Below are 23,940 nucleotides of genomic sequence, written 5' to 3'. Positions count from 1 at the left end.
CCGTTCGGCATTCTCCAGGAGCTCGACCCGCATCACCCCGACCCGCCGACCTTAACGCCAGCATTAAGGTCAGGCTTCAGCGCAGAGCGCGATGCCCTCGACCGCGGCCCTCACCGGAGGCGTACACACCATGGCATCGGCCGCGTGGAAGACCCAGTGATAGGCATTGCTGCCCTCGATGCGCACGCCGCTCTCGTCCGAGGCGACGTCGGTGGCCCGGAGCAGCGTCAATACGGCGTCTTCGCGACCGAGATCGAAGCGGCCCTGCGCCAGGCCGAGCAGGTTCATCAGTCTGCCCTGACTGAGCGTCAAACCGAACAGGTCCGATAACGCCGCCTGCAGCCGCCCGTAGGAGAGCGCCTGGAAGGTCTTCAGATACGTCGCCACTGCATGCAGCCGAGGGCCGAAAGGCGTGCCCCGTGGACGGCCTGCGGCACCGGCGCCAGGACCCGCGCCCAGCAAGTCGGACGGTATACCGCCAACCGGGAATGCTGAATGACCACCGGCATCACCGCCGGCAGATCAATCCGCTCAGAGACGCTGATGACCTCGGCGGGAAGATCGCCTTGCACGTCGTACCACAGCACAAGCAGCGATTCAGACGATGATCGACGACCGCGTCGGGATCGTCGCTGATCGCCCCGCTATGGTCTTCGTTACCGGGCTTGGCCCCGGGCTTGTCCTGCTCCCTGCGGTCGCTCGTTGGCGGCTTCGAGGAGGTGGCGAGGTCTTCGCTGGACGCTGCAGCCGCAACACCACCTCATTCTGAGCCTTTAGAAGGATCGATCAGCTCATCGCAGCTCAGCCGCTCAAAATCAGTACGACCCGTCCGCCGATGGAATCCGCGAAACCCAACCCGCGCAAGGGGTTGGGTAATTACGCATGAGCAGCTAACGCAGCGTGTCCGCCGAGAAGAGTGAAGATCAGCACGGCGGCGCAAACCCACAAACGCCCACACATCGGCTATTCTTGGCTAACGCGCCACATCACGGACGTTCCGCAACCAAAACATTAGCGTCCGTATATATCTTCGATGCGAATGATATCATCTTCGCCAGTATACGATCCGACCTGAACCTCGATCAGCTCGAGCGGGATCTTGCCCGGGTTGTTCAGCCGGTGCATCGACCCGATCGGCAGATAGACTGCCTCGTTCTCATGGACCAGCACCACCCGGTCGTCCACCGTCACTTCGGCGGTGCCGCGCACCACCACCCAGTGCTCGGCCCGATGATAGTGCTTCTGCAACGACAGTCGACCGCCCGGCACCACCTGGATCCGCTTCACCTGGAAACGCTCGCCGATGTCGATCCGTTGGTACCAGCCCCACGGCCGGTACATCCGCAGATGCGCGTCCGCCTCCGGCTCGTTTGAGGCTCGCAGGGCGTTTACCAGCTGCTTGACCTCGCCCGAGCGAGCTTTGGAGGCCACCAGCACCGCGTCCGGGGTCGACACGACAACCACGTCCTCAAGCCCGACCACCGCGGTCAGGCCGCCGCCCTGGCTGTGGACCAAGCTGTTCTTCGTTCCGATCAACGAGACCCGGCCCCGCACCGCATTGCCCTCGGCGTCGTGGTCTAGCACCTGCCAGACCGCGTCCCAGGTGCCGACATCCGACCATGGGAACGACACCGGCAGCACGCCGGCCCGCGCCGTCCGCTCCATCACCGCGTAGTCGATCGAGATCTTAGGCGCCCGCGCGAAGGCGTCGGCATCCAGGCGCACGAAGTCGAGATCGGTCACGGCTGCGTCAAGCGCGGCGCGGGCGGCCTCGAGCACGTCCGGCACGAAGGCTTCGAGTTCGGCCAGCATCAGGTCGGCGCGGAACAAAAAGTAGCCCGAGTTCCACAGGGCGCCGTCCTCGATCAGCGCCTCGGCGCCGGCGCGGTCCGGCTTCTCGACGAACTTCTCCACCCGGGCAGCGCCGGGCGCCCCCGCGATCGGGGCGCCGCGACGAATGTAGCCGTAATCGGAGGCCGGGCGGGTCGGCTCGATGCCGAGCGTCATGGTGTAGCCTGCCTGCGCACCGACGGCCGCCGCCCGGGCGGCGTCGACGAAGGCCTGCGTGTCGGGCACGACATGGTCGGCGGCCATGATCAGGACCACGGCCTGCGGGTCGATCGCGGCGGCATGGAGGGCCGCCACCGCCACAGCGGCGGCGGAGTCGCGCCCCTGCGGCTCCAGCAGGATGTCAACGCCAATCCCGAGCTGGCTACATTGCTCGGCCACAATAAACCGGGCCTCGGCCGAGGCGATCACGGTAGACTTGGCAAACACGGTCGCATCCGACACCCGCGCGAGTGTCGCCTGGAACGTCGAGCGCTTCGCGTCCACCAGCCGGGCGAATTGTTTGGGCATGCTCTCGCGGGACGCCGGCCACAGGCGCGTCCCAGTGCCGCCACACAGGATCATGGGGTAAACCGTACCAGCAGACTCAGACATCGAAATTAATCTTTCGCATTTGAGGTATAGAGCGGATTTGAAGCTAGACGATCGACGCAAACTCAATTCAAAAGGTCCAGCTGCCCACCGGCTAGAGCTGGGCGGTGACCCCGGTGACCCTGTGTGTGGACGCGGTCGATGAACTGACCCATGGCCGTCGAGAAGCGCTCGATGCTGAACTCCGAGGCCCGTTCGATCAGGACCTCGGGCCTCGGCGCGATGGCTTTGCAACGCTCGATCGCGGCGATCAAGGCGTCCACCGACTGTTCGTGAAAGAAGGTCCCAGTCACCCCCTCCTGAACGGTCTCCGTCGCGCCACCCTTTCCGTACGCGATCACCGGCCGTCCGCTCGCCATGGCCTCCACAGGCACGATCCCAAAATCCTCCTCGCCGGGGAAGATCAGGGCTTGGCACCGGGCATAATGATGCTTCAGCACCGCGAAGGGTTGCGGGCCGAGCATCTTGACGTGCGGGCCCGCCAGGCTCCGCAATTCGCGCAGCATCTCGCCGCCGCCGATCACCACGAGGGGCTTCTGCAGGCGGTTGAACGCCTCGATCGCCAATTCCGGGCGCTTGTACCGGACCAGCTCGCCGACCATCAGGTGGTAGTCGCCGCGTTCCTGCTCGGGGGCGGGACCGAACGCGTCCGTGTCGACCGGGGGATAGATGACGGTGGCGCTGCGCCGATAGTAGGTCTCGATCCGGCGCGCCACGGTCGCCGAATTCGCCACGAACTCGTGGACCCGGCTCGCCGAGATCGCGTCCCAGTTCCGGATGTAATGCGCGGCCGGCGGCATCAGCAGGCGGTTCAGGAACCCCGTCCGCTCGCGGTAATCGTGGAACATGTTCCAGACGTAGCGCATCGGGGAATGGCAGTAGCAGATATGGGTGGCGTTCGAGGGCGGGATGATACCCTTGGCCGGCCCGGATTCGCTGCTGATCACGAGATCGTACCCGCGCAGGTCGAGCTGCTCGAGGGCCATCGGCATCAGCGGCAGATAGGATTTATAGCGCGTCGCGGAGAACGGGAGCCGGCCGATGAATGAGGTCTGGATGCGGTGGGCTTTGATGACCGGGGAGATCGAATCTGGGGCATAGGCGTGGGTGAAGATATCAGCCTGGGGATACATCTTGCATAGGGCTTCGACGACTTTCTCACCGCCTCGCATGCCCACGAGCCAATAATGTACAATTGCAACTCTCATTCAGGCATCCTCTGTAGGGGCTCATGTCTTGAGGCCTGTATTATCACGCTTTAACGTCGATTAGACCCGATTGCGCGTACTCAGTTTGTCCTCCCAGGCCAGCGCCTGGGCCACGATGGCGTCGAGGTCGTCGTGGCGGGGCTGCCAGCCGAGGCGGGAGCGGATCCGGCCGGCCTCGGCCACGATCCGGGCCGGGTCGCCGGGCCGGCGCGGGCACAGCCGCACGGCGAAGTCCCGCCCCGAGATCCGCTTAACCACCTCGATCACCTCCAGCACCGAGTAGCCGCGCCCGTAGCCGCAATTCAGCGTCAGGCTTTCGCCGCCCCCGCGCAGGTGATCCAGCGCCACCCGGTGCGCCTCGGCCAGGTCCGAGACCTGGATGTAGTCGCGCAGGCACGAGCCGTCCGGGGTCGGGTAGTCCGTCCCGTACACGTCGAGCCGTTCGCGCCGGCCGAGCGCGGCTTGCGTGGCTACCTTGATCAGATGCGTGGCGTCCGGGGTCGATTGCCCGGAACGCCCGGCCGGGTCGGCGCCCGCGACGTTGAAGTAGCGCAGCACCACGTAGGTGAAGCCGTGCGCGGCCGCCGCGTCGGCGATCATCCACTCGCTCATCAGCTTGGAGCGGCCGTAGGGGTTGATCGGGTTGAGCGGCAGGTCCTCGGGCACCGGTACCACCTCGGGCTCGCCGTAGACGGCCGCGGTGGAGGAGAAGATCACGTGGCGCACGCCCGCGCGGGTGGCGGCCTCGATCAGGGCACGGGTCTTGACGGTGTTGGCGAGGTAGTAGCCCAGCGGGTCGGCCACCGAGTCCGGCACGACGATCCGGGCCGCGAAGTGGGCGAGCGCGTCGATCCGGTGCTGCAGGATGGTCTGGGTCACCAGCGCCTGGTCGGCGACGTCGCCGACCACGAGCTTGACGCCCTCCGGCACGGCCCAGTCGAACCCGGTGGACAGGTCGTCCAGCACCACGATCTCCTCGTGGCCGGCATCCAGCAAAGCCAGAACCATGTGGCTGCCGATATACCCGGCCCCGCCCGTCACCAGAACTGCCATGTCGTCCGCTCCCTTACGAATCCGCGCTCATTTGTCCGACCGCCTATACAGAGCAATGACGCGGCTCGACCATCGGCATTTCTGCAAGTGGAAGGCCATGACGGCCTGCACCTGACGGCCTCGTGAATCGGCCCGGCTCCCCGCCGCGCACATCCGACCGACCAGTTCCAGCCAGGCGTCGCGCGGATCGGCCGCTGTGACGTGGACGCCTGCCGGGACGAAGCCGACAACCCGCACGCCACGCAAGGGTTTGACGGCGCCATCGGGATGCAGAACCGGCCCTCCGAGTGCGTAGTTTGCACCCATGCGACCGTTGTGCCGGTCCCCTGGCGCCCTCGATCACACCCGCAAGCTGAACGCCGGCCGGGGTGGAGGTCTGGGCCTCCGGGAGTCGGTGAACGGGACTTGGGATGTCGACCTCGCGTGCGTCGCACCAAAGAAACAGCGCTCTCACGCCGGTCGTCCCTAGACCGACACTATACGGACTCAAGCCGAGACTTGATGGCTGACAGCATCGTTCTCTCTCCCGTTGCGCCAATGCCGGGGCTAATCCGCATGGCTACATTGCATAGCCGCATAATATGAACACAAGTTAGACTGTGATTGGCCGTATAGCCGAGCTTGTAACAGGGTCAATAATTTGTTAGAAATGGCTATTAACAAGCCATTAACTATCCCGTCGCCATCTCGATCCAGAAAGCGAATCCATGCTGCGCGAGGCCGGCTCCCCAGTTTCACACCCTGCCTCTGCGCCGCACCATAGGGTTGAGATGTCGAACGTGGCCGATCAGATTGCCGGTCAGGTGAGCGAGGCGGCCGAGGCTGTGGCGGAGGCTGTCCTGCCTGAGACGCCGTTCGTGGCGCGGGGGCTTCGGCTGGATTGGGCGGCCAAGCGCGGGCTCGACATCGGAGTGGCGGCGACCGCGCTGTTCCTGCTGCTGCCGCTGATGCTGCTGATCGCCGTGCTGGTCTGGGCCGGCGACCGCAAGGCGCCGATCTTCCGACACATGCGGCTCGGCAGGGACGGACGCAGCTTCGGCTGCCTGAAGTTCCGCTCGATGGTCACGGACGGCGAGGGCGTGCTGGCCGCGCACCTGGCTGCCAGCCCGAGCGCCCGGGCCGAGTGGGCCGCCACGCACAAGCTCTCCGATGACCCGCGCATCACCGCCATCGGCCAGGTGTTGCGCAAGACCTCGCTCGACGAGCTGCCGCAGCTGTGGAACGTGCTGCGCGGCGAGATGAGCCTGGTCGGCCCGCGCCCGATCGTGCAGGCCGAGGTCGCCCGCTACGGGACGGCGTTCTCGACCTGCTTTGCCGTGCCGCCGGGCGTCACCGGGCTGTGGCAGGTCTCGGGCCGCTCCGACACCAGCTACGCCGAGCGCGTGGCGCTCGACCTGGACTACGCCAGCCGCTGGAGCCTGCGCCGGGACATCGCGATCATGCTGCGCACCGTCCCGGCCGTGCTCGCCCAGCGCGGCAGCAAGTAGCGCGGGCGTGCTCCGGCCGGCGCCGACGCGCGTTCGCGCGGCCCGGAGCGTGCAGCCCGGGATCCGGGATGGTGCGGCGGGATCGTCATGAAGGGTCTGCTGCTGAACGCGCTGCTCGGGGTGGGTCTCGGGCGGTTCGGCTCGGTCTGGGGCCTGCCGGTGTTCCTGCCGGTGGTGGCGGCCGAACTCGCCTACGGGTTCCACCTCCACCACCTGAGCGCGGGCGGCAGCCTGCGGCGGGGCGCGGCGCTGCTGGTCTGCGGCCAGCTCGGCTTCCTGCTCGGCGCCCTGCTGCGGCCGGTGCCGGGCGAGCGGTGAGGTGCCGCAGCTCGGCTTGGTCAACGGATTGCTAACCGAGGGAGCCGCGCCCGTGTCCGCGGCGGAGGGGGTTCAGTCTTGAACGAGAACGATCCGCACTGGGACGCCGACCCGCTCTGGTACGACCGGGCCGAGCCGGAGGCGCTGCCGGGCCGGCTGCTGAACGGGCTGGCGTATCTGGTCCTGCTGCTGCTGGCCGGGATGGCGGGCGTGGTGCGGCTGTACCGGCTCCCGGACGCGCTGTGGTGCCGGGCTGCCGGGCTGCCGACCAAATTAGACGCAGAACAACCCAGCCGCGTTTTTCCTGAAACAAATTATTTCCTTAAGGGTTTCGTATTTAGGTCATAGGATCACGTCACCAGGCTTCCAAGTTGCTGGAACTGAGATGAGGCGCGGCTGTTTAGATTCATCATTTGGACTGTCCACAGCAAGCTTTGCTGAAGAATTAGATCGAAGCTGCGGACGCAACCCCCGAATGCTTTCACGGGTCCGCCTGACCCTTGGTTCGACCCCAGGCTGGCTCCCAGTCAGGTAATGCAGGGCATACGTGGTGGCATCTACCTGATCGTCGTTGCGACCATTCGGAAAAGCCAGCAATTCGCCGAGGTACTCCCCCAGCCACGGTGCATCGGTCGGGAGATGCACCTGACCTGCCTCAAACCGAGCTGATTGTGCCAACAGCCGCGTTTCCTTGTCGTGGCGCAGCTCGACCAGGATCGGTGCCAACGTTTTGGTCCGACGGAGGTCCTGCAGGAGTGCGTGCCCGAGTTGGGTTTTTTCGATCAACGTCACATTCGCGTCCCAGCGCTTGCTTAGCGCCACAACCTCCCGACGCAACTCCCAAAACTCCCATCGCCCTCGGACCACGTCGAGGAGATAGTAATCCAGCCCGACCGCACCCCAGACCGTGCCCACCGACCAATCGCTTGTCTCGGACAGCGTCGAGGCGGTATCCCAGGAGGCCACGATCCGATCGAAGCAGCTAGGGGGCATGTCGTACCTGCGCAGCCACGAGCGCTGGATCACGTTACCACCAATAGGCGCAGGGTCCTGCTGGTACTGCGCCTGGAAGGTCAGCGAGCCCTGGGCGCGCCGCATCTGCTCTAACACCGCCATCGGCTCGCGCTCGACATGCAACAACTCACCGACCCGGCGCCGGTACACGTCCCCGGGCACGTTACTGAGTCGATGACAGGTATCCTTTGTCGCGATCGCGGGCAGTGACACCATCGCCCAGTCATCTCGTTCTAGGACATGGCCGACGAGGTCATCGACGTGAAGTCGCTGCATCACGATGACAATGGCACCGCGGCGCTTGTCGTTAAGGCGCGTGAGCAAGGTGTTGTCGAACGCCTCGTTGACCCGCCGACGCTCGGCCTTTGAGAACGCGTCCACCGCTTTGATCGGATCATCGATCACGATGAGATCGGCGCCGCGCCCGAGCACCGCCCCACCCATACCAGCCGCGGACACCGAGCCGCGCAACGTCGTCGTCAGTTCGAGGTCGCGGGGCCTGGGGCCCGTCAGCCGAAATCCCGAGAACGCCTGGCCAAACCACGGGCTCTGCGCCACTTGGCGTCGATCGAGGCTGAACTTTCGGGCCAGATCCTCGGTATGCGAGATGCAGATCACGCGTCGACCCGGGTCGTGACCCAGCGCGAACATTGGGAAGGCGACGCTGGCGATGATCGACTTGCCCGAACGCGGTGGGACGTTGATGATCAACCGGCGCACCTCACCGCACAGCACCCGCTCGAGCGCCCAGCACAGATGGTCATAGTGCCAATTCGGCGCGAACGCTGTTCCCGGCTCGAGCGTCGCAAAGGCCTGCTCTACGAAGGTAGCCAATGTGGTACGTAGCGCAACCGACATCATCTCGGCGGTTATGTTCACGACGTATGCTCCGAATCCCACCCTGGCCCCGGATTGTCGTTGTCGCTGGCAGCCGACTTGTCTCCACCCGCCGGTGAGTGTTCGGCGAGGATCTGACGCCGTATACGGGCATAGTGATTCTGATACACAGCTTCACTTTGCGCCGGGTCTGCGCCCATCTCGCCGGCGACAGCACCAGCCTCATGGACCGCGACCAGCTTGAAAATCTCTTTGCCGATGCGCGGGTCTGCCATCGCCTTGTGGCACATCGAGCGAAACACCGCTTCGCCGCATGACATCTCCACCCGCCTACCGTCCCGATTGAGCTGGACCGTCTCATTCAACACGCGCTTCATCATCGCCAAGAAGGGCTCCGCTTGCTTGCGGGGCCGCCCCCTTGGGTTACCGGACTGCCCCTTGGAAAAGCGGCCTCCGCCAGCACGGATACGCTGTGGCCGTGCAACGCCCTCTCCATTAGCGCAAGATGTCTGCGGCGCGAGATCATTGTCTCGCGCGACTATATTGTCGTTCGACTCGATCGGCTCATCGGACATCGCGACCTCCTCACGCGTCTGAAGCGACGACCGGGGCCGGCTGCTGGGCCGCTGGCTCATGCACCCGCCGCTCAGCCTGCTCGGCGAAGGTGAGTTTCGTGCCCGCATGGCGCGCGGGCGCCCCCGTCAGGATTTCCATCCGCCGGACGGCGACGTCGACGAAGTCCGGGTTAAGTTCGATCCCGTACCCAATCCGGCCGGTGCGATGGGCTGCGAGCAGGGTCGTGCCTGAGCCGCAGAACGGGTCGAGGATCAGGCCGCCGCGGTGCGAGGTATCGAGCAATGCGTCTGCGATCAGGCCAACCGGTTTCACGGTCGGGTGCAGGGCCAGCGCCTCCTCCCGCCCATGCCCGAACCCGTTCAGCCCGGACGCTGACCAAATCGTGGTGCGGTTACGTCCGTGGCGGCCCAACGCGATGTTGTTGATGTGCCGCCCTGAGCCGTACTTCATTACCAGCACAAACTCGGCTTGCTGACGGTAAAGTGAGCCCATACCACCCAAGCCTTTGTCCCAGACGCATGTCGTGAGTTGAGTCAGGCCAGCATCCCGCGCGGCGGTCATCAACGTAAGCATTCCGTGAGCGTTGATGAACATCTCGACGATCGCGCCATCGGCGAGATGCGGGAGCATCACGCTAAGGAAGCCTTTGAAGAAAACGGTGGCCTCGGCCTCACCCATTCCGGAGCCCTCGACGAACTCTCCGTGCCTGCCGCTGACGTAACCGCGAATGCAACATCCATAAGGCGGATCCGTCGCGACCTTCTGGACGCGCTGGCCGGCGAGCACGGCGGCGTAGCTCTCACCAGCACGAGCATTTCCGCAGAGCAGTCGATGACCACCGGCGAAGTCCCAAATATCGCCGAGGCGCGAGACCACGGACGCCGGCGCCTGTGGAATGGCGTCGGCCGGGTCTGTGCCATCGATGCAAGACGACGTCAGCGCGAGATCGATCTCTGGCAAATCGAACCCGGTGAACGCGACGAGGTCAGGCTCGACCGCGAGCAGGTGCGCGAACTCGCCCGCGAGAACCTCGGGGTCCCAGGTACTGCTCTCGGCGATCCGATTGAGCGAGAGGCGTAGAGCCCTGACTTCGTCGCCGGTGAGATGGTCGATGACGATCGTGGGCACGGTCGCGTGCTTGAGCCGCCGACAGGCCTCGTAGATCGCGTGACCGTCGATAATGCCTCCAGACGAGGTGACGAGAATCGCCACGCAGCACCCGAACCGCTCGATATTACCGGCGAGGCGTTCGACTTGTCCTTTGCCACGCCTACGCAGCGGCCGGTCGAGCGGCTGGATGTCGCCGATCGGCTGATGCGTGATGCTGATGTCACGCGATAACGCGCTCACCCCAGTGGGATCGCTGACGAGCGATACCGAAGCAGGGGATTTAGCCAGGCTGCGCTGGCGAACACGGGTTGGAATTTGAACGGACATAAGGAAATCTGGCTCCGCGAATGACGAGACGATTGGCAGACGAAAGACGAGCTTCACCTGGCTGCGGAGCGATCCGAAGCAGGAAAACGTCGGTTTCAGATCTGCCAGTTCTCGCGCACGTTGCGGTCGGAGCCTGACTGCCTGAGCCTCCCGCAGCACGGGAGGTCATGTCGAGGTGAGAAGGCCGCTTCAGCCCACCATCACGATGGCAGCTGAGCGAATGCCTCACAGTCCCAAGAATGTAGGACTGTCCATTAGTTAACGCCGCCGCTGCCCGAGGTCAACAGACCCGTCGCGCAGAAAGCGTGGCGCCGCGCGCCGCCTCGTCCGGAAGATACCAGGTCTACCGGCCGGCGGTGGAACAATGAAGCCTGTGCCAGGTACAGGCTAGACGCGTGGTCCTGTCCCCTACCGAGATCGCTTATCAAGCCGCTCGCCGGTCTCCCGGCAGATGACGCCGCCGCCAATCAGGCGCTTGAACGGACTGGCTTTACTGCCGGGCAATGGACGCCGGTTCGGGTCGGCGATGCCCAGGTGCCGATCGCGCATCCGGCGCACCCGTGCGATCACGCCGACATCCAGCACCGTCTTGGCGGCGTGACACGGCCGGCACAGCACCTGGCAGTTCTTGAGGGACGCATCATCGGCCAACGCGGCGGGCACGATATGGTCGTAGTCGAACCACCCGGTCTGCAAGGTGCAGGGGCAACGGCCGCCGTTCACGAGCACGCCCTCGCATCGCCCGTCCGCACGTGCGAGGGCGGCACGAAGCACTGCCTTGCTGAACTCGCGCCGGGGCATCACGCCACCCCCATGGCCGCGGATAAAGTCGGCCCACCGAGGTCAGCCGCGATCGCGTGGCGTTCAGCCCTGTTTCCAGCCAAGCGATAGGCGTGCAATTCACGCGCTCCAAGCGTGGCGCATGCGGCCAGCCAGCCCAGAAAACCTGGATCCCCAGGGTCGCAGGCACGGACAGCGACGATCGAAGCCTGCCCTTGGGCATTACGGGCAACGGCGAGGACGACTGCGGGGTCGTCGGCGACCAAATCGACGGTATCGAGCGGCTGGATCACGACGACATAACGCCGGCTCGAGGATCCGCGCCAAGCGCTCATCGGTAGGAGGCACGCGCCGCGCAGGCCCGCGCTGGTGCGCAGACGTTCTTCGCGAACCGCCGAACGGACGGTGCGATTGGATTTCAAGTCGCGCAGAGCGGCGGCCCAGGAGATGCTGTGGTTCGACATGCTCGCACTCACGTCCGCGGGGCGGCAAACGATGCGGCAGGCAGGCTCGCTGTCGAGCCTGGGCACGGAAGCTGCGCCGAATGTCCGACATGGGCGGCGGGGGAAAAGATGATCTGAATGAAAAATGGGGTTTGCATAGCGCGCCTCGGGCTCGTGACGGGACTAGCCCCGCCACTGCCTTGGCCCCGCACATGCCCAATGGGCTTGCGGGGTAACGCGATCGGTCGGATGCCCTTGCCCGCTCCCGGGAAGCTCGCTTCGACTCACGGCAGCCGGCTGCTTCGTGACGTGACTATTCACGCTCCAATCGCTCAAGCAGTCCAGTGGAATATGCTCGTTGCCGACATGAAATCAGTCGGCGATTGTCCATATGCCCTCTCCGAGGATACGGAATCACTGGTTCGTGAACAAAATTTGTGGACGAAGTGCTGAGAAAAGCTCGTTAAGACAACAGGCATAACGAGCATCAATACACATGACTCACAAATATTTATTATAATCAAACTCAAAATATCCACGCGCGCAAAACGTCGCGCATGATTTTTAAAATTTGATAGAAAGGACAATTTAAACTTGGCAGCACCGGTCGATGATGAAGAGGCATGCCACGACGATACAATCGCAGAAGCGGTTACTGTATCTGAATTTCCATAGGTCCTTCGATTAATTTTTCGAAAAACACCGGTATGAGTAGAGGCGCGCAAGACAGAAGTTTGGGCAAGATGATGTTGTCTTGCATGACGATCTCGTGAGCCCTATGTCAGCCCGTATCAGTATGTCGTAGGCCCGGGGCACGACACTTTGGATAATCTGTGCCCTATGCAGGCTTATCGCCTACCTGTTCCACCGGGGTAGAACGGATCCGGCGGCCTTTCCCTTCTGAGGTTAGATCGCTTCAAAGATATAGGCATACGCCGTGTGCCAATCCTGGGGCGCCGAGGGCCGTGTCCCGCTGCATGTCTCACGCTGCGACTGGGTGCTCTTCTGACCGGCGCGAGCATCATCCTGCCATGACACCTTAATAGCCGTGCCGGGCGGCAGGCATACGCGAGCAGCCAAGTATGGGTTGCATTCACGGCGGCGGAGAGGTTTTTTGAACACGGCCAGCGCAGCCAGATCCTGCTCGTGGTGGCGAGGGAGGACCGTCAGCTTACGGAAGCCCATCTGCTTGATCGTGCAGCCAAGCGTGCTTTCGTCCAGCCTGCCCCCGAAGCTCACGTAAATTCAGGCGGCGATAGCTGTCTCGACGTGCGTACTACGCCGTATCGGTCAACGTTTGACCCACCCTCGATAACCCGTGTCAGCGCCTGTCGCTGTCCGGCGTCAAGCTTGGACGCCTAGCGGCTGACCAGACCCGCCGTACCATCAGCGTTAAAGGCCAGCGCTCAGTAGCCCGTCGCCGGCAGGTCCACCGCGCCGGCTACACGCTGTTTCCGCCGATGTAGACCGCAGCCAACGCCAAAAGCTGTGGCCGACGCCCCAGCTTGCCCTGCAAGTCGCCTGAGAACATCAGCAGCAAAATTCTCGAGGCATGATACCGGATTATATACGATAAACCATCCCGGCTCAAATAACGGAATCACAGCAGACGCGCCGAAAAATCATATTCTTCGTTACTTATATTGACCAACCTGAGCCTCTAAACAACAATAAAAACTGCCGCGCGACGCGCACTATTCACAACGCGTCAATGTGCAATCCGAACCAACCGCCAGAAGAAAGAAAACTCAGTGCTTTTTGCCATGCGACCTCCGCGTCAACGCCGCGCGCAGATCGCCCGGGCCTTCATGGCGGTCGGTACCGAACCCAGGGCGAAGCAGTAGATGCTACTCTCGTCCATGGCGGGGCGCTCGCCGCCGCTACAGGTGCCGTTCACTGCGAACTCGTCGGAGGTGCAGGCGGCCACGCACCGCCCGCCCGTCGTGCACTCCTCAACCTGAACCCGTAAAGCAACGATGGCAACAGCTGCCTTGCCCTCGGGCCCAGCCGGTCCTGCCTGGCCACGTTCGCCTCTTTCGCCCGCCTGCCCTTTCGCGCCCGCCTGTCCGGCGGGGCCAGGTGGTCCTGTGGGGCCGGCCGGCCCCGGCTCGCCCTTGGCGCCGCGCTCGCCTTGAGGTCCTTCCGGACCCTGTTGACCGGCGGCGCCCTGTGGACCGCGTGGGCCGAGCTCGCCCTTGGGCGTGTTCGCCGCAAGCATCACGGGTGCGGCATGCCCCGCGGCCTGCTTCACGGCCGGTGGCCGAGCGCAATAGCCGACGACGGCCTGTCGGCTGAGGGACTCGGATTTCAGCGTCACCACGCAGGTCTCCGGATGGTAGGGGATCCGGAACGCGAAGCGCCCGTCCTGATCAGCGCGGGTGTCGAACTTGTCGTCCAGGACGACGCTGGCAGCGCGGGGCGGCGCCAAAGTCCCGAAGACCCTAAGATCGCCGTTGGAGATCATCGCCATGTCGACGGCGATGTCGCCGGTGGCCCCCGCACCCGAGGACGCTAGGCAGAGAGCCAAGACCAGAAGCGATCGCCGAGCCATCCTGCAAACTCCAAAATTTCCGGACAGGGTAGGACTCGGCATAGCTCGGCTCTATCGGGCCGTAGCGTACATATTTCGGCGCATCTGCAGGCAGACGAGACCTGATCTTAAGGTGAAAGATGCGTGAGCACTGCGCCGAACGGCGGGGCCTGTCCTCGCCGATGGCGAGACGATCCGATGCTCTCGGCACCGTGAGGCCGCTGTTGTGCGAGTGGGCGACTACGTCGGCTCTACTGAGGCTAGACCAGAGTAGGACACTCGGGCAGAGCCGTCATCGCAGATGCGTCAGCTTGCAAGAGATCACGCCAGGATATTGAGATATCGGGCTGCGATATAGGCGGCCAGCACCAGGCCGACGATGCCCGCACCGCTGAACAAAATGGCGAGCCAACGATCGAAGACGGCGGCGTCGCTATCGGCCTGACGAGTCGCGCACGCGAGGCAATAGGTGGTGTCCGCGCGGATCGTCTCACCGCAGGATCGACAGATAGTGCGTGCCAGCGGCATCGATTTTTCGTTCGGCATCGCGTAGGTGAATACCAGTTTGGTGTCGCCGATCGCAATTCTTGGGACGCACACAGTCTGTATCAGCGACACAATCACGCGCGAATCGACCATGGGGCATTCCGAGCATAACGCCCCCCACGGTTTCATGCCTTCCGAAAGGCGTGTCGCGTGCTCCCGGTGATCACTCGGTAACCGTTCTGCCGCGGCAAGCGAAGCGAGGTCCTTGCGTCGGCGGCGGCCTGCGCGTCTCGTACCGCCCTGTATCATGTTGCTTAGGGCGTGATGACGGTGGAGCTCAGGAGAGCCGCGGCGTTGCTCCGGAGACCGTATAATCGGGCCGACTTCTTCCGGCGTTGGACCTTGGACTCCGCCCGCCTCGGCTCGTAGCCAGCGGAGGCCGCTCCGCTTAACCGCCCGAGGCCGATCGCCCCCGCCCCCGCCCCCGCCAGGGCGGATCGTCCTTCGGCATAATCTGGCGCAACCATCGGATAATCACGCGGCAGCCCTCACTTCTCGCGATAATGTTCCGGCGTGAGGCCGCGGCCGGTGAAATCCCGTCTTAACGTCTTGTAGGGCTTGCCATTCTCGAGGCTGATCAAAGCATCGCGGCCGACCGAGCGCCAGATCTCAGCTGCGGACGGTTTCTCGACCAGGCCCTCTGCAACCGCAGGCGCCGAAGCATGTCCCTGCGCGGACGCCTCCACAGCATCGTAACCGTTTGCGAGAAGCTTAATATAATCCGAGATTTTGATATGATTACTAAAAACTTAGGCTTTCACAATATTTGGTACAGATGCATGCCATCGAGGGGTCGTGATTTGAGACCGTCGCCCATTTCTAACTCATGGCGGCACAACCTTCGCCACACCTCGGCGCACCTACGAGGGATGCGTTGATCCGTCGCAGTTTTCTGCCGGGAGATTCATTCAACGTTAATAATGAGTTTCCGGCGGAGCAATTGGCTTGGCATTCGCCAATGGATAAAATTTTTATTTCAATCACGAGAATTACAATGGCGCAGATATCTTTGATAACCGCGATTTGCTAGGTGTTGCTACTTGAACTACGGCGCCTAAAATAACGCAGGACCGAACCGTTTCTTCGAATGTCGACAAATCTAACGCGGCGGTCGGTCTCATAAGGTGTGCACGCAAGATGTGTTGCTTATGAACGGACTGGAAATCAACGTTAAGTTCTGCTGCTTGCCAGCATGTAACTGTTCGGCAGACAGACGTCCGATCCAAGCATGACCCACCAACGGATGTGCAAGCTGGCAACGGCGCTACGTTCTGACCGCCGAAGCCAAGGAGCGCTCAACGCGGCAGCAGATCAGTCACTCATAGCCAGGGCGTCGGTCACCAGTCGGTTGACCAGCGCGTCGCGCTTGGCTTGGCGTATGACGATGCGGGCCGCAGCCCGGGCATTGGCTGCGCGGATGTCGCCCCTGGGCGACCCGTCGCGCAGGGCCCGCCACGCCATGGCGCGAAACCATTGGGCGTTGGCCAGGGCGATGGCGCGACGATCGGCGACCGACCCGCAGGCGGGCGGCGCGAGGAAAGAGACGGCGTGCATGGGACCAATCCTGGGCAGCAAAGATACGCCTGCCCGCGAACTGATAGTTTCATGACATGCCGAAACTCGTAGATCAATAATGTTTTCACCAAACAGCGGAATTCCTGATCGCATCCGGGCCCCATATCTGCAATCGCGGGCCAGTCGCCGGCAAAAATTCTTATTTGTTTTGCGCGGACTTATGACAGACTCAATGGATGTCGGCGGCAAACATATGTTCGATCAAGTCCCGAGTTCGATATAAAGGATGATTGTTGATCTGAATTCGGAAACTATAGCACGCCGCGATTGTCATGGCGGCGCGAGGTGGAGGGTACCGGACGCGAGGCTTTCGACCCGTTCGAAAAGATTGCACCTTCTTCGCACACTTCGATTGCTCCGCTGAGCGCTCGTGCCGCGATGCCGGCCGGCGGGATCGCCGCGGCGAACAGGTCATCCGGCATCGGTTTCCGGTTCCTCCAACCCCGTGCCGCACCAGCCCCCGACCCGTGGTACGAGCCCGCCACGACCAGCCGAGCCGATGACCAATGCTGACACGCCGCGCACTCCTGTCCCGCCCGACTCTAGCCGCCGCCTGCGCGGCTGCCGGGAGCCTGGTGACGGCGGGCTACGCGACGGCCCTGGAGCCGCATCGGGTCCAAGTCCGGCGCTATCGGGTCTGCCCGCCGCGGTGGCCGGCCGGTCTGCGCCTGCGGATCGCGGTGCTCACGGACTTCCACGCCCATCCCCGCTGCATGGGTGAAGACGCACTCCACGAGTTGGTGGCGCGCACCAACGCGTTGGAGCCGGACCTCACGGTGCTGCTTGGCGATTACGGCTCCCAGAGCCGGGGGGCCGTCCCGTTCGAGACGGTGGCCGAACGCCTGAGCGGTTTGCGGGCGAAGCGGGGGGTCTACGCCATCCAGGGCAATCACGATTGGGGCGACGACCGAGCCGCACTCCGGCGCGGACACGGCCCTACCCGGGCCGAGCGTGCCCTGCGGGCGGCCGGTATCGTTTTCCTGGAGAACGCGGCCGTGCGGCTCGATGTCCCGGCCCCACTCTGGCTGGTGGGGATCGAGAGCGAGGCGACGCCCGGCCGCCCCCTGGCGCCGGACCCGCTCGACCGGCAGAGGTCGGGGATCCTCGCGCAGGTCCTCCGGGACGTCCCCGCCGACGGCGCCGCGATCCTGCTCGCGCACGAGCCCGACCTGTTCGCCACCGGCCTCGACCCGCGGGTCGCGCTCACCCTCTCCGGCCATACCCATGGCGGACAGGTGCGGATCCTGGGCTGGTCCCCGTGGATCCCGTCGCGCTACGGATTGCGCTACGCCCACGGCCATATCGTCGAGGGCCGGCGTCACCTGATCGTTTCAGCCGGACTGGGCTCGCACTTCGTAGCGGGCCGCCCGTTGCGGTTTGGGATCCCGCCCGAGATCGTGATGGTAGAGCTTAGGTTTCCAGAGGGCGACGAGAGCAGAGCGACCCTCCAGGTCGATTGCCCGGCATGACGAGGTGCCTGCGGACAGGTACGCCCCGGGCGCGCCATATCTGCGACGATCGGGGCCCCGAGACGCTGCGGGGCTGGTACCAAGCTACCGTGAACCTACGATTATGCCTCATTGCGCAAAATAATTGCACATCCCCGCTTTAGTCGGCGCTTCTTATCATTATATTGCTAGCTCTGGACCGATCGATAAGTCCGGAGAGAAAACGTCAAGCTTTCGCGTGCAGACAGGTGCGGCGAAGGCGCTCGAGGGGATACGATCATGCATTGGACGGCCGTGTTCCTCGCCGCCTATTCGCTCGGTTTGGTTGAGTTCTGGCGTCTGTGCCGCGAAGCCCCGCTGATACCCGACGAGTCCGCCCGGCCGTACCTGATCGATCGGGACTCAGCCGAGAAGCCGCGTCATCGCCCAGCCTAAGATTCCGATCCAGCCCACCACCACCAGCAAAACCACAATCAGGATCGCGGTCGAGCCGAAGCGGGCAAACAAACGCTGGCCTAGGCTGCGCTCCGGATCGGTCGGCCGCGTCTCGCTCTCCAACATCTTTCCTGGTCCAGCCTTCGCTCTGCGCTGGGAGGCGACGGCTTCCCTAGCATGATCCGTGACGCCGTCTTGGCGTGCTTCCCGGGAACAGGGCCCGGGAGGCTGCAACCCGGTCACCGGCGGGCCGCGCGTGATCGCACTATGATGCGCGCTGGCTCAGGATCGTCGTGGTCCGGCGGTGCGGCGTGCGTGCCAAGCGGCGGCCCAACACCACAGCCGATCCGGTAGCCGGTACAACCGCATCACGCCCGCCATCCCGGCCAGCAGCAGCAGGACCAGATACGCCAGACCGTTCAGCAGCCGGCCCGGAAGAGCCTCCGGCTCGGCCCGGTCGTACCAGAGCGGGTCGGCGTCCCAGTGCGGATCGTTCTCGTCCAAGACTGAACCCCCTCCACCGCAGACACGGGCGCGGCCCACTTGATTAGCAATTCGTTGACCAAGCCGAGCTCCGGCACTTCACCGCTCGCCCGGCAGCGGCCGCAGAAGGGCGCCGAGCAGGAAGCCGAGCTGCCCGCAGACCAGCAGCGCCGCGCCACGCCGTAGGCTGCCGCCCGCGCTCAGGTGGTGGAGGTGGAACCCGTAGGCGAGTTCGGCCGCCACCACCGGCAGGAACACCGGCAGGCCCCAGACCGAGCCGAACCGCCCGAGACCCACCCCGAGCAGCGCGTTCAGCAGCAGACCCTTCATGACGATCCCGCCGCACCATCACGGATCCCGGGCTGCACGCTCCGGGCTGCGCGGGCGCGGGTTAGCGCCGGCCGGGGCACGCCTGCGCTACTTGCTGCCGCGCTGAGCGAGCACGGCCGGGACGGTGCGCAGCATGATTGCGATGTCCCGGCGCAGGCTCCAGCGGCTGGCGTAGTCCAGGTCGAGCGCCACGCGCTCGGCGTAGCTGGTGTCGGAGCGGCCCGAGACCTGCCACAGGCCGGTGACGCCGGGCGGCACGGCAAAGCAGGTCGAGAACGCCCGGCCGTAGCGGGCGACCTCGGCCTGCACGATCGGGCGCGGGCCGACCAGGCTCATCTCGCCGCGCAGCACGTTCCACAGCTGCGGCAGCTCGTCGAGCGAGGTCTTGCGCAACACCTGGCCGATCGCGGTGATGCGCGGATCGTCGGAGAGCTTGTGCGTGGCGGCCCACTCGGCCCGGGCGCTCGGGCTGGCGGCCAGGTGCGCGGCCAGCACCGCCTCGCCGTCCGTGACCATCGAGCGGAACTTCAGGCAGCCGAAGCTGCGCCCGTCCCGGCCAAGCCGCATGTGCCGGAAGATCGGCGCCTTGCGGTCGCCGGCCCAGACCAGCACGGCGATCAGCAGCATCAGCGGCAGCAGAAGGAACAGCGCCGTCGCCGCCACCCCGATGTCGAGCCCGCGCTTGGCCGCCCAATCGAGCCGAAGCCCCCGCGCCACGAACGGCGTCTCCGGCAGAACCGCCTCCGCCACAGCCTCGGCCGCCTCGCTCACTTGACCGGCAATCTGATCGGCCACGTTCGACATCTCAACCCTATGGTGCGGCGCAGAGGCGCCCTTGGATCTCGGGGATTTGGCAGGACCCTGCATCGACTCAGCTCCACGGTTGAGGCCAATGGCGGGTGGTTAATCATTAGTTACTTCGGGCCTTATAGACGGGGACAAATGGGCTGACAAGCTGCCAAATATTTTAATCAGCCCCCTTAAAACAGGTTATATATGTAAAAAAATGCATGCGGGGCGGGGGTTACGCCGCCACACGTCGGGTTCTGGGGCTAACCTGACGTTCAGTAGTTGTTACGGAATTGCCGAGGCGGTCCGTCCGAAACAACGGCCCGGACAACAACTTACGCAATGTTTGATTGTGCGCTGCGCAATCGGACCCGACATACTTGACGGGTCCCGGCTACGGGTCGGATCAAACGGCTTGGCGCTCATGCTGCAATGCCGCGACACCCCAAACGAACAAGGGGCCGAAACCGTTGCATCGGAAAAACAAGAGTCCCGACGACCCGCCCCGGTCGCCCACCGTGTAGCGCGCACGACCGACGAGACCGCGAACCCGGCATGCGCAACTGTGTCAGAACAAGGACTTAGGGCGACGCCTCCGTTCGCGCCCCGGTCGCTCCACCCTGTCCCGGCGCCATGACCACCGGAACCGCTCTCGCGATGCGGCACGGCCGCGCTCGGACGACGCGGGCAGTGCCGCGAACCCGGATCCCGGACTGTGCGCGATCACACCTGCTCGATGGCATAGACCGCCGACGGACGCGGCCATTCATCGGCCATATTGTGGATGCCTGGCATGCGAATACCGAATTCGGCCGGATACACCACTAAAACGGAGCTTTTCACATTAAAATCGTCGCGCATTATTGCAAATTCAGAAACGGATGGCATCCTGCTGACATGAAGTTCGCGAGACCCAACATGAGTCTATCGCGCCGGCGATGCGCCATAGTACCAATATTCGTAGGGTCTTTGCTCTGGATCGCTCCGGCGAAAGCCGACATGCGTATCGAGGCCGCGAAAATCACTGCCGGCGACCTTTGGGTGTTGGGCAATGCCGGCGAACCCGACGCCGAGATTACCCTGGACGACAAGTTCTCGCAGCGAACCGATACGCGCGGTTATTTCGAGTTTCACGTCGTCTATCATCCGGCCACTTGCATCGCGACGCTGCGGACGTCAAAGCAGGCGCGCAGCATTGTTGTTGGGGAGTGCGGCCAGCAGGCGCCCAGCCTCGCAGGTCCGCCTGGTCCACGAGGCGAAGCGGGAATCAAGGGGGAGCCTGGTCCGCCGGGCGCGTTGGGACCGCCCGGCACGCCTGGCACCGACGGCTCTGTGGGCGCGCAGGGCGAGCGCGGCCTGCAGGGCCCCGAAGGTCCGGCGGGCATCGCGGGACCCGTAGGGCCGCCGGGCCAGCGCGGTCCGCAAGGGGTGCCGGGACCGATCGGGAAGGCCGCACCGTCGAGTGCCGCCTTTAAGGCCAAGCCGTCGCCGACCCTCACGGGTTCGGTGGCTAGGCGTCGCGCGACGCAGCCGCAGCAGGAACCGGGCCAGAGTCCCGGCGACGCCGCGCCCTCCGAGCCGGGCGCGGGCGTCGCCACCGACGATCGCTATTGATGCGTTTCTGGCGGCGGCGTCCGAGAGGGGGCAGCGGCGATCCATCGGCGTCCCATCGCTGCGTCGTGGATGTTCGGGGGACGGCCGGGGGAGCCGCCAAATGGCTTGCCGGGCGTCCCGCGACAGCGAACAAGCTCTTGGGAACTGCGCGCGCACAATAGATCGGCTGCGTCGGCGGACCCATGGTTCCGAGCGGGCGCCCGGGGCGGGAGCCGATGCGTGCCCAACTCGGTTCGACCGTCCCGGAGATTCGCCCCTCCATGCGGTTGCACGGACTTCCCGCGCCGACTCCGCGAGAAACGCGTACCCCCCTTTGAACAAAGACGAATTCGCGTTTTTGTCACCGTGTTTACGGCCGGCGTGGCCACCCGCCGAAGTGGCCTGCCATGTGTCACCTTAATGCCCCAACGCACCACATTTCGACGCCGACGCCGGACAAGCCCGAGCCAAACCGGCGGATTTGCGCTAAGCGTGACGGTGGGGCGGGCTTGATCGGATCCCTGCGTAACGCCGTACCTTGGCCGTTTTCGTGGCGGACATCCGGACCGTTATAAAGACCGCAAGGGCTTGTTATCGTGACAATACGTCCACCAGCGAGTTGCCCCACGCTCCGAGTGATCGGCATGGCGTCCGGCCTCGCGATCCTGGCCACGAATCCGTCTCTTGCCGAGACCTTGGAGAGCGCTCTCTCCAAGGCTTACCAGGGCAATCCGTCTCTGAATGCCGGCCGCGCCGGCGTCCGAGCCATCGACGAGAACGTCGCCATCGCGCAGGCGGGCTACCGGCCGCAGGTCAATGTCGGCGCCTCGATCGGCGTACAGTATCTGCAGACCCGCAGCGGCAGCAGCGTCTCGGCGGCCGCCGGGGCGACCAGCACCGGCGCGAGCACCGCCAGCACGGGAACGACCGCTGGGGGGACGACGGGCGCGTCCGGCGCCTCCGGCCTCGGGGGCGCGAGCGCGGGCGGCACGACCGGGATCGGGGTGGGCACTGCCGCGGGCGGGCTCGGCAGCACCGGCACATCGGCCGGCGGCCTGGCCTCGAACACCGCCGGCCAGTCGGCCGGCGGCGCGACCACGACCAACGACGTGACCTCCCAGGTCGTCACATCGAACCGGACGACGCGCACCACCTATCTTCCGAGCAGCGCGAGCCTGACCGTCTCGCAGACGATCTTCAACGGCTTCCAGACCGACAACACCGTCCGCCGGGCCGAGTCCACCGTCTACAGCCAGCGCGAGACCCTGCGGTTCACCGAAATCACGGTGCTCTACAACGCCGTCCAGGCGTATATGAACGTGCTGAGCAACACGGCGACGCTGGAACTCAACCGGAACAACGTCGAGGTCCTTGAGGAGCAGCTGCGCCAGACGCGCGACCGCTTCAACGTCGGCGAGGTGACCCGCACCGACGTGGCCCAAGCAGAGGCCCGGCTCGCCGGCGCCCGCTCCCAGGTCAGCGCGGCGGAATCGACCTTGCGCACCAGCATCGGCGTCTACCGGCAGAATATCGGCGTCGAGCCGCGCCAGCTGGCGCCGGGCCGTCCCCTGGACCGGTACGTTCCGGTCAGCCTCGACGCGGCCATCGCCATCGGCTTGCGCGAGCATCCGCAGGTCGTGTCGGCGATCCACGCGGTCGACGGCGCCGAGGCCCAGGTCAAGATCCTAGAGGGCCAGCTCGCGCCGACCCTCAGCCTGCAGGGCTCGCTCAGCCAGCTCTACGACCAGAACGGACCGAACCAGAGCTTCTTCGTCGGGTTCGTGGGCGGCCGGCTCAACATCCCGATCTACGAAGGCGGCCAGACCTACGCGCAGATCCGGCAGGCCAAGGAGACGGTCGGCCAGTACCGCATCCAGGTCGATCAGGTCCGCGACCAGGTGCGGGCGCAGATCGTCGATTTCTGGGGTCGCCTCGAGGCCGCCAAGGCGCAGGTCATCGCCGCCCAGGCGCAGGTCCAGGCCAACGAGGTGGCGCTGAACGGCGTGCGTGAGGAGGCCCGCGTCGGCCAGCGCACCACCCTGGACGTGCTCAACGCGCAGCAGGAACTGCTGAATTCGCGGGTGAACCTGATCCTGGCCCAGCGCGACCGGGTGATCTTCTCCTACGGCGTGGTCCAGTCGATCGGGCAGCTCACCGCCCGCTTCACCGCCCTGCCGGTGGAGTACTACAGTGCCAAGATCCACTACGATCAGGTCAAGGATCTGTGGTTCGGCCTGCGCACCCCGGACGGACGCTGAGGTCTTTTCCCAGGGGAGTGTGGTGCAGGCGCGCTTGCCGCGACGAATTGGCATGGAATACTGTTTGACGACCGGCCCGATCGGGTCATCCTCCGAACATCCCATGCCCGAGCGCGCCTGTTGATGAGTGCAGCGAGCCCCAAGATCCCGGACTCGAAATTCCAGGATAAGGCTGCCGATAAGGCGCATGAGCCTTCGATGGAGGAGATCCTCGCCTCGATCCGAAGGATCATCGCGGACGATCAGGCGGCCAAGCCCGCCGAGATCGCGCCGGTGCCCGAACCCGAGCCGGACGACGTGCTCGACCTCGCCGAGGTCGCCGAGCCGGTCATCCGGCCCCGCGCCGTGGCCCCGCCGGAGC

The 23,940-nt window shown here is 64.7% G+C and carries 24 protein-coding genes and 2 pseudogenes; 7 read left to right on the top strand and 19 right to left on the bottom strand.

The genetic code is table 11. The features are described from left to right. Nucleotides 1-126 precede the first annotated feature (126 nt). The 4 genes and pseudogenes from FV242_RS24805 to galE form a co-directional block, all read right to left on the bottom strand. Nucleotides 127-877, bottom strand: a pseudogene (locus tag FV242_RS24805) (transposase); the annotation flags it as partial. A 134-nt stretch (nt 878-1,011) separates the two neighbouring features. Beyond that, complete coding sequence (locus FV242_RS24800; RefSeq protein ID WP_147940790.1) at nt 1,012-2,442, bottom strand: mannose-1-phosphate guanylyltransferase/mannose-6-phosphate isomerase; 1,431 nt, start codon at nt 2,440-2,442, stop codon at nt 1,012-1,014. Between the two features lie 62 nt (nt 2,443-2,504). Then, nucleotides 2,505-3,647, bottom strand: a complete 1,143-nt coding sequence (locus FV242_RS24795) for a glycosyltransferase (RefSeq protein ID WP_147940789.1) — start codon at nt 3,645-3,647, stop codon at nt 2,505-2,507. 60 nt (nt 3,648-3,707) lie between these two features. After that, nucleotides 3,708-4,700: a UDP-glucose 4-epimerase GalE gene (gene galE, locus FV242_RS24790; protein ID WP_147940788.1), complete on the bottom strand. Its 993-nt coding sequence runs from the start codon at nt 4,698-4,700 to the stop codon at nt 3,708-3,710. Between the two features lie 770 nt (nt 4,701-5,470). On the opposite strand from galE, the gene FV242_RS24785 reads away from it, so the two are divergent. From FV242_RS24785 to FV242_RS24775, 3 genes are all read left to right on the top strand, one after another. After that, nucleotides 5,471-6,187, top strand: a complete 717-nt coding sequence (locus tag FV242_RS24785) for a sugar transferase (RefSeq protein ID WP_246692864.1) — start codon at nt 5,471-5,473, stop codon at nt 6,185-6,187. Nucleotides 6,188-6,274: 87 nt separating this feature from the next. Next, nucleotides 6,275-6,505, top strand: coding sequence for a hypothetical protein (locus FV242_RS24780; RefSeq protein WP_147940786.1), 231 nt, complete (start codon nt 6,275-6,277; stop codon nt 6,503-6,505). 78 nt (nt 6,506-6,583) lie between these two features. Beyond that, entirely contained in the window at nt 6,584-6,853 is a 270-nt protein-coding gene (locus FV242_RS24775) for a hypothetical protein (protein ID WP_147940785.1), read from the top strand. On the opposite strand, the gene terL is transcribed toward FV242_RS24775, so the two are convergent. The 10 genes from terL to FV242_RS34765 all read right to left on the bottom strand — a co-directional run bounded on the left by terL (nt 6,848) and on the right by FV242_RS34765 (nt 16,665). After that, complete coding sequence (gene terL / locus FV242_RS24770; protein ID WP_147940784.1) at nt 6,848-8,398, bottom strand: phage terminase large subunit; 1,551 nt, start codon at nt 8,396-8,398, stop codon at nt 6,848-6,850. The two genes, FV242_RS24775 and terL, sit on opposite strands and share 6 nt — an antisense overlap. Beyond that, on the bottom strand, nt 8,395-8,931 hold the full coding sequence (locus FV242_RS35725) for a DUF5681 domain-containing protein (protein ID WP_246692863.1): 537 nt from the start codon (nt 8,929-8,931) through the stop codon (nt 8,395-8,397). Before FV242_RS35725 ends, terL begins: the two co-directional genes overlap by 4 nt. A gap of 10 nt (nt 8,932-8,941) precedes the next feature. Next, nucleotides 8,942-10,426: a DNA methyltransferase gene (locus FV242_RS24760; protein ID WP_147940782.1), complete on the bottom strand. Its 1,485-nt coding sequence runs from the start codon at nt 10,424-10,426 to the stop codon at nt 8,942-8,944. A 351-nt stretch (nt 10,427-10,777) separates the two neighbouring features. Then, nucleotides 10,778-11,098 carry an HNH endonuclease signature motif containing protein gene (locus tag FV242_RS24755; protein ID WP_187278555.1) on the bottom strand — a complete coding sequence of 107 codons (321 nt, stop codon included), beginning with the start codon at nt 11,096-11,098 and terminating at the stop codon, nt 10,778-10,780. Nucleotides 11,099-11,169: 71 nt separating this feature from the next. Next, entirely contained in the window at nt 11,170-11,613 is a 444-nt protein-coding gene (locus FV242_RS24750; RefSeq protein WP_147940780.1) for a hypothetical protein, read from the bottom strand. A 1,756-nt stretch (nt 11,614-13,369) separates the two neighbouring features. Next, nucleotides 13,370-14,143, bottom strand: coding sequence for a collagen-like protein (locus tag FV242_RS24745; RefSeq protein ID WP_187278554.1), 774 nt, complete (start codon nt 14,141-14,143; stop codon nt 13,370-13,372). Nucleotides 14,144-14,443: 300 nt separating this feature from the next. Next, nucleotides 14,444-14,761, bottom strand: coding sequence for a hypothetical protein (locus tag FV242_RS24740; RefSeq protein ID WP_147940778.1), 318 nt, complete (start codon nt 14,759-14,761; stop codon nt 14,444-14,446). A 395-nt stretch (nt 14,762-15,156) separates the two neighbouring features. Beyond that, nucleotides 15,157-15,354, bottom strand: coding sequence for a MucR family transcriptional regulator (locus tag FV242_RS35720; protein WP_246692862.1), 198 nt, complete (start codon nt 15,352-15,354; stop codon nt 15,157-15,159). Between the two features lie 625 nt (nt 15,355-15,979). Next, complete coding sequence (locus FV242_RS24730) at nt 15,980-16,222, bottom strand: hypothetical protein (RefSeq protein ID WP_147940777.1); 243 nt, start codon at nt 16,220-16,222, stop codon at nt 15,980-15,982. Between the two features lie 272 nt (nt 16,223-16,494). Further along, nucleotides 16,495-16,665 carry a hypothetical protein gene (locus tag FV242_RS34765; protein ID WP_187278553.1) on the bottom strand — a complete coding sequence of 57 codons (171 nt, stop codon included), beginning with the start codon at nt 16,663-16,665 and terminating at the stop codon, nt 16,495-16,497. A gap of 84 nt (nt 16,666-16,749) precedes the next feature. On the opposite strand from FV242_RS34765, the gene FV242_RS24725 reads away from it, so the two are divergent. Beyond that, nucleotides 16,750-17,712 (top strand): metallophosphoesterase, encoded by a 963-nt coding sequence (locus FV242_RS24725; protein ID WP_147940776.1) that lies wholly within the window; start codon nt 16,750-16,752, stop codon nt 17,710-17,712. A 381-nt stretch (nt 17,713-18,093) separates the two neighbouring features. Here FV242_RS24725 and FV242_RS34760 read toward each other — a convergent pair whose 3' ends face one another. The 5 genes from FV242_RS34760 to FV242_RS34755 all read right to left on the bottom strand — a co-directional run bounded on the left by FV242_RS34760 (nt 18,094) and on the right by FV242_RS34755 (nt 20,589). Further along, a complete protein-coding gene (locus FV242_RS34760; protein ID WP_187278552.1) occupies nt 18,094-18,252 on the bottom strand; it encodes a hypothetical protein in 159 nt (52 codons plus the stop codon). 156 nt (nt 18,253-18,408) lie between these two features. Then, nucleotides 18,409-18,630, bottom strand: coding sequence for a hypothetical protein (locus tag FV242_RS24720; protein WP_147940775.1), 222 nt, complete (start codon nt 18,628-18,630; stop codon nt 18,409-18,411). A 78-nt stretch (nt 18,631-18,708) separates the two neighbouring features. After that, the gene (locus FV242_RS24715; protein WP_147940774.1) at nt 18,709-18,939 is read right to left on the bottom strand and encodes a hypothetical protein; all 231 of its coding nucleotides are present in this window, start codon (nt 18,937-18,939) and stop codon (nt 18,709-18,711) included. Between the two features lie 87 nt (nt 18,940-19,026). Next, nucleotides 19,027-19,743: a sugar transferase gene (locus FV242_RS24710; RefSeq protein ID WP_147940773.1), complete on the bottom strand. Its 717-nt coding sequence runs from the start codon at nt 19,741-19,743 to the stop codon at nt 19,027-19,029. A 708-nt stretch (nt 19,744-20,451) separates the two neighbouring features. Further along, on the bottom strand, nt 20,452-20,589 hold the full coding sequence (locus tag FV242_RS34755) for a hypothetical protein (protein ID WP_187278551.1): 138 nt from the start codon (nt 20,587-20,589) through the stop codon (nt 20,452-20,454). Nucleotides 20,590-20,727: 138 nt separating this feature from the next. Between FV242_RS34755 and FV242_RS24705 the strand changes: the two genes are divergently transcribed. The 3 genes and pseudogenes from FV242_RS24705 to FV242_RS35715 form a co-directional block, all read left to right on the top strand. Continuing rightward, nucleotides 20,728-21,342 (top strand): collagen-like protein, encoded by a 615-nt coding sequence (locus FV242_RS24705; RefSeq protein WP_246692861.1) that lies wholly within the window; start codon nt 20,728-20,730, stop codon nt 21,340-21,342. A 623-nt stretch (nt 21,343-21,965) separates the two neighbouring features. Beyond that, nucleotides 21,966-23,579: a TolC family outer membrane protein gene (locus FV242_RS24700; RefSeq protein ID WP_147940772.1), complete on the top strand. Its 1,614-nt coding sequence runs from the start codon at nt 21,966-21,968 to the stop codon at nt 23,577-23,579. A gap of 198 nt (nt 23,580-23,777) precedes the next feature. Next, a pseudogene (locus FV242_RS35715) lies at nt 23,778-23,940 on the top strand (DUF2497 domain-containing protein); the annotation flags it as partial.

The sequence above is a fragment of the Methylobacterium sp. WL64 genome (assembly GCF_008039945.1).
Classification (GTDB): Bacteria; Pseudomonadota; Alphaproteobacteria; order Rhizobiales; family Beijerinckiaceae; genus Methylobacterium.
This window is presented reverse-complemented; position numbering and strand designations above follow the sequence as displayed.

Bases quoted from the DNA above. Each gene is read 5' to 3' on its own strand.
- FV242_RS34755 (WP_187278551.1), bottom strand. From the start codon at position 20,589: ATGCGCGACGATTTTAATGTGAAAAGCTCCGTTTTAGTGGTGTATCCG.
- FV242_RS35725 (WP_246692863.1), bottom strand. From the start codon at position 8,931: ATGTCCGATGAGCCGATCGAGTCGAACGACAATATAGTCGCGCGAGAC.
- FV242_RS24710 (WP_147940773.1), bottom strand. From the start codon at position 19,743: ATGTCGAACGTGGCCGATCAGATTGCCGGTCAAGTGAGCGAGGCGGCC.
- FV242_RS34765 (WP_187278553.1), bottom strand. From the start codon at position 16,665: ATGCCGGATGACCTGTTCGCCGCGGCGATCCCGCCGGCCGGCATCGCG.
- FV242_RS24800 (WP_147940790.1), bottom strand. From the start codon at position 2,442: ATGTCTGAGTCTGCTGGTACGGTTTACCCCATGATCCTGTGTGGCGGC.
- FV242_RS24785 (WP_246692864.1), top strand. From the start codon at position 5,471: ATGTCGAACGTGGCCGATCAGATTGCCGGTCAGGTGAGCGAGGCGGCC.
- FV242_RS24780 (WP_147940786.1), top strand. From the start codon at position 6,275: ATGAAGGGTCTGCTGCTGAACGCGCTGCTCGGGGTGGGTCTCGGGCGG.
- FV242_RS24725 (WP_147940776.1), top strand. From the start codon at position 16,750: ATGCTGACACGCCGCGCACTCCTGTCCCGCCCGACTCTAGCCGCCGCC.
- FV242_RS34760 (WP_187278552.1), bottom strand. From the start codon at position 18,252: ATGTTGGAGAGCGAGACGCGGCCGACCGATCCGGAGCGCAGCCTAGGC.
- FV242_RS24740 (WP_147940778.1), bottom strand. From the start codon at position 14,761: ATGGTCGATTCGCGCGTGATTGTGTCGCTGATACAGACTGTGTGCGTC.
- galE (WP_147940788.1), bottom strand. From the start codon at position 4,700: ATGGCAGTTCTGGTGACGGGCGGGGCCGGGTATATCGGCAGCCACATG.
- FV242_RS24730 (WP_147940777.1), bottom strand. From the start codon at position 16,222: ATGCACGCCGTCTCTTTCCTCGCGCCGCCCGCCTGCGGGTCGGTCGCC.
- FV242_RS24700 (WP_147940772.1), top strand. From the start codon at position 21,966: ATGGCGTCCGGCCTCGCGATCCTGGCCACGAATCCGTCTCTTGCCGAG.
- FV242_RS24715 (WP_147940774.1), bottom strand. From the start codon at position 18,939: ATGAAGGGTCTGCTGCTGAACGCGCTGCTCGGGGTGGGTCTCGGGCGG.
- FV242_RS24750 (WP_147940780.1), bottom strand. From the start codon at position 11,613: ATGTCGAACCACAGCATCTCCTGGGCCGCCGCTCTGCGCGACTTGAAA.
- FV242_RS24795 (WP_147940789.1), bottom strand. From the start codon at position 3,647: ATGAGAGTTGCAATTGTACATTATTGGCTCGTGGGCATGCGAGGCGGT.
- FV242_RS24745 (WP_187278554.1), bottom strand. From the start codon at position 14,143: ATGGCTCGGCGATCGCTTCTGGTCTTGGCTCTCTGCCTAGCGTCCTCG.
- FV242_RS24705 (WP_246692861.1), top strand. From the start codon at position 20,728: ATGCGTATCGAGGCCGCGAAAATCACTGCCGGCGACCTTTGGGTGTTG.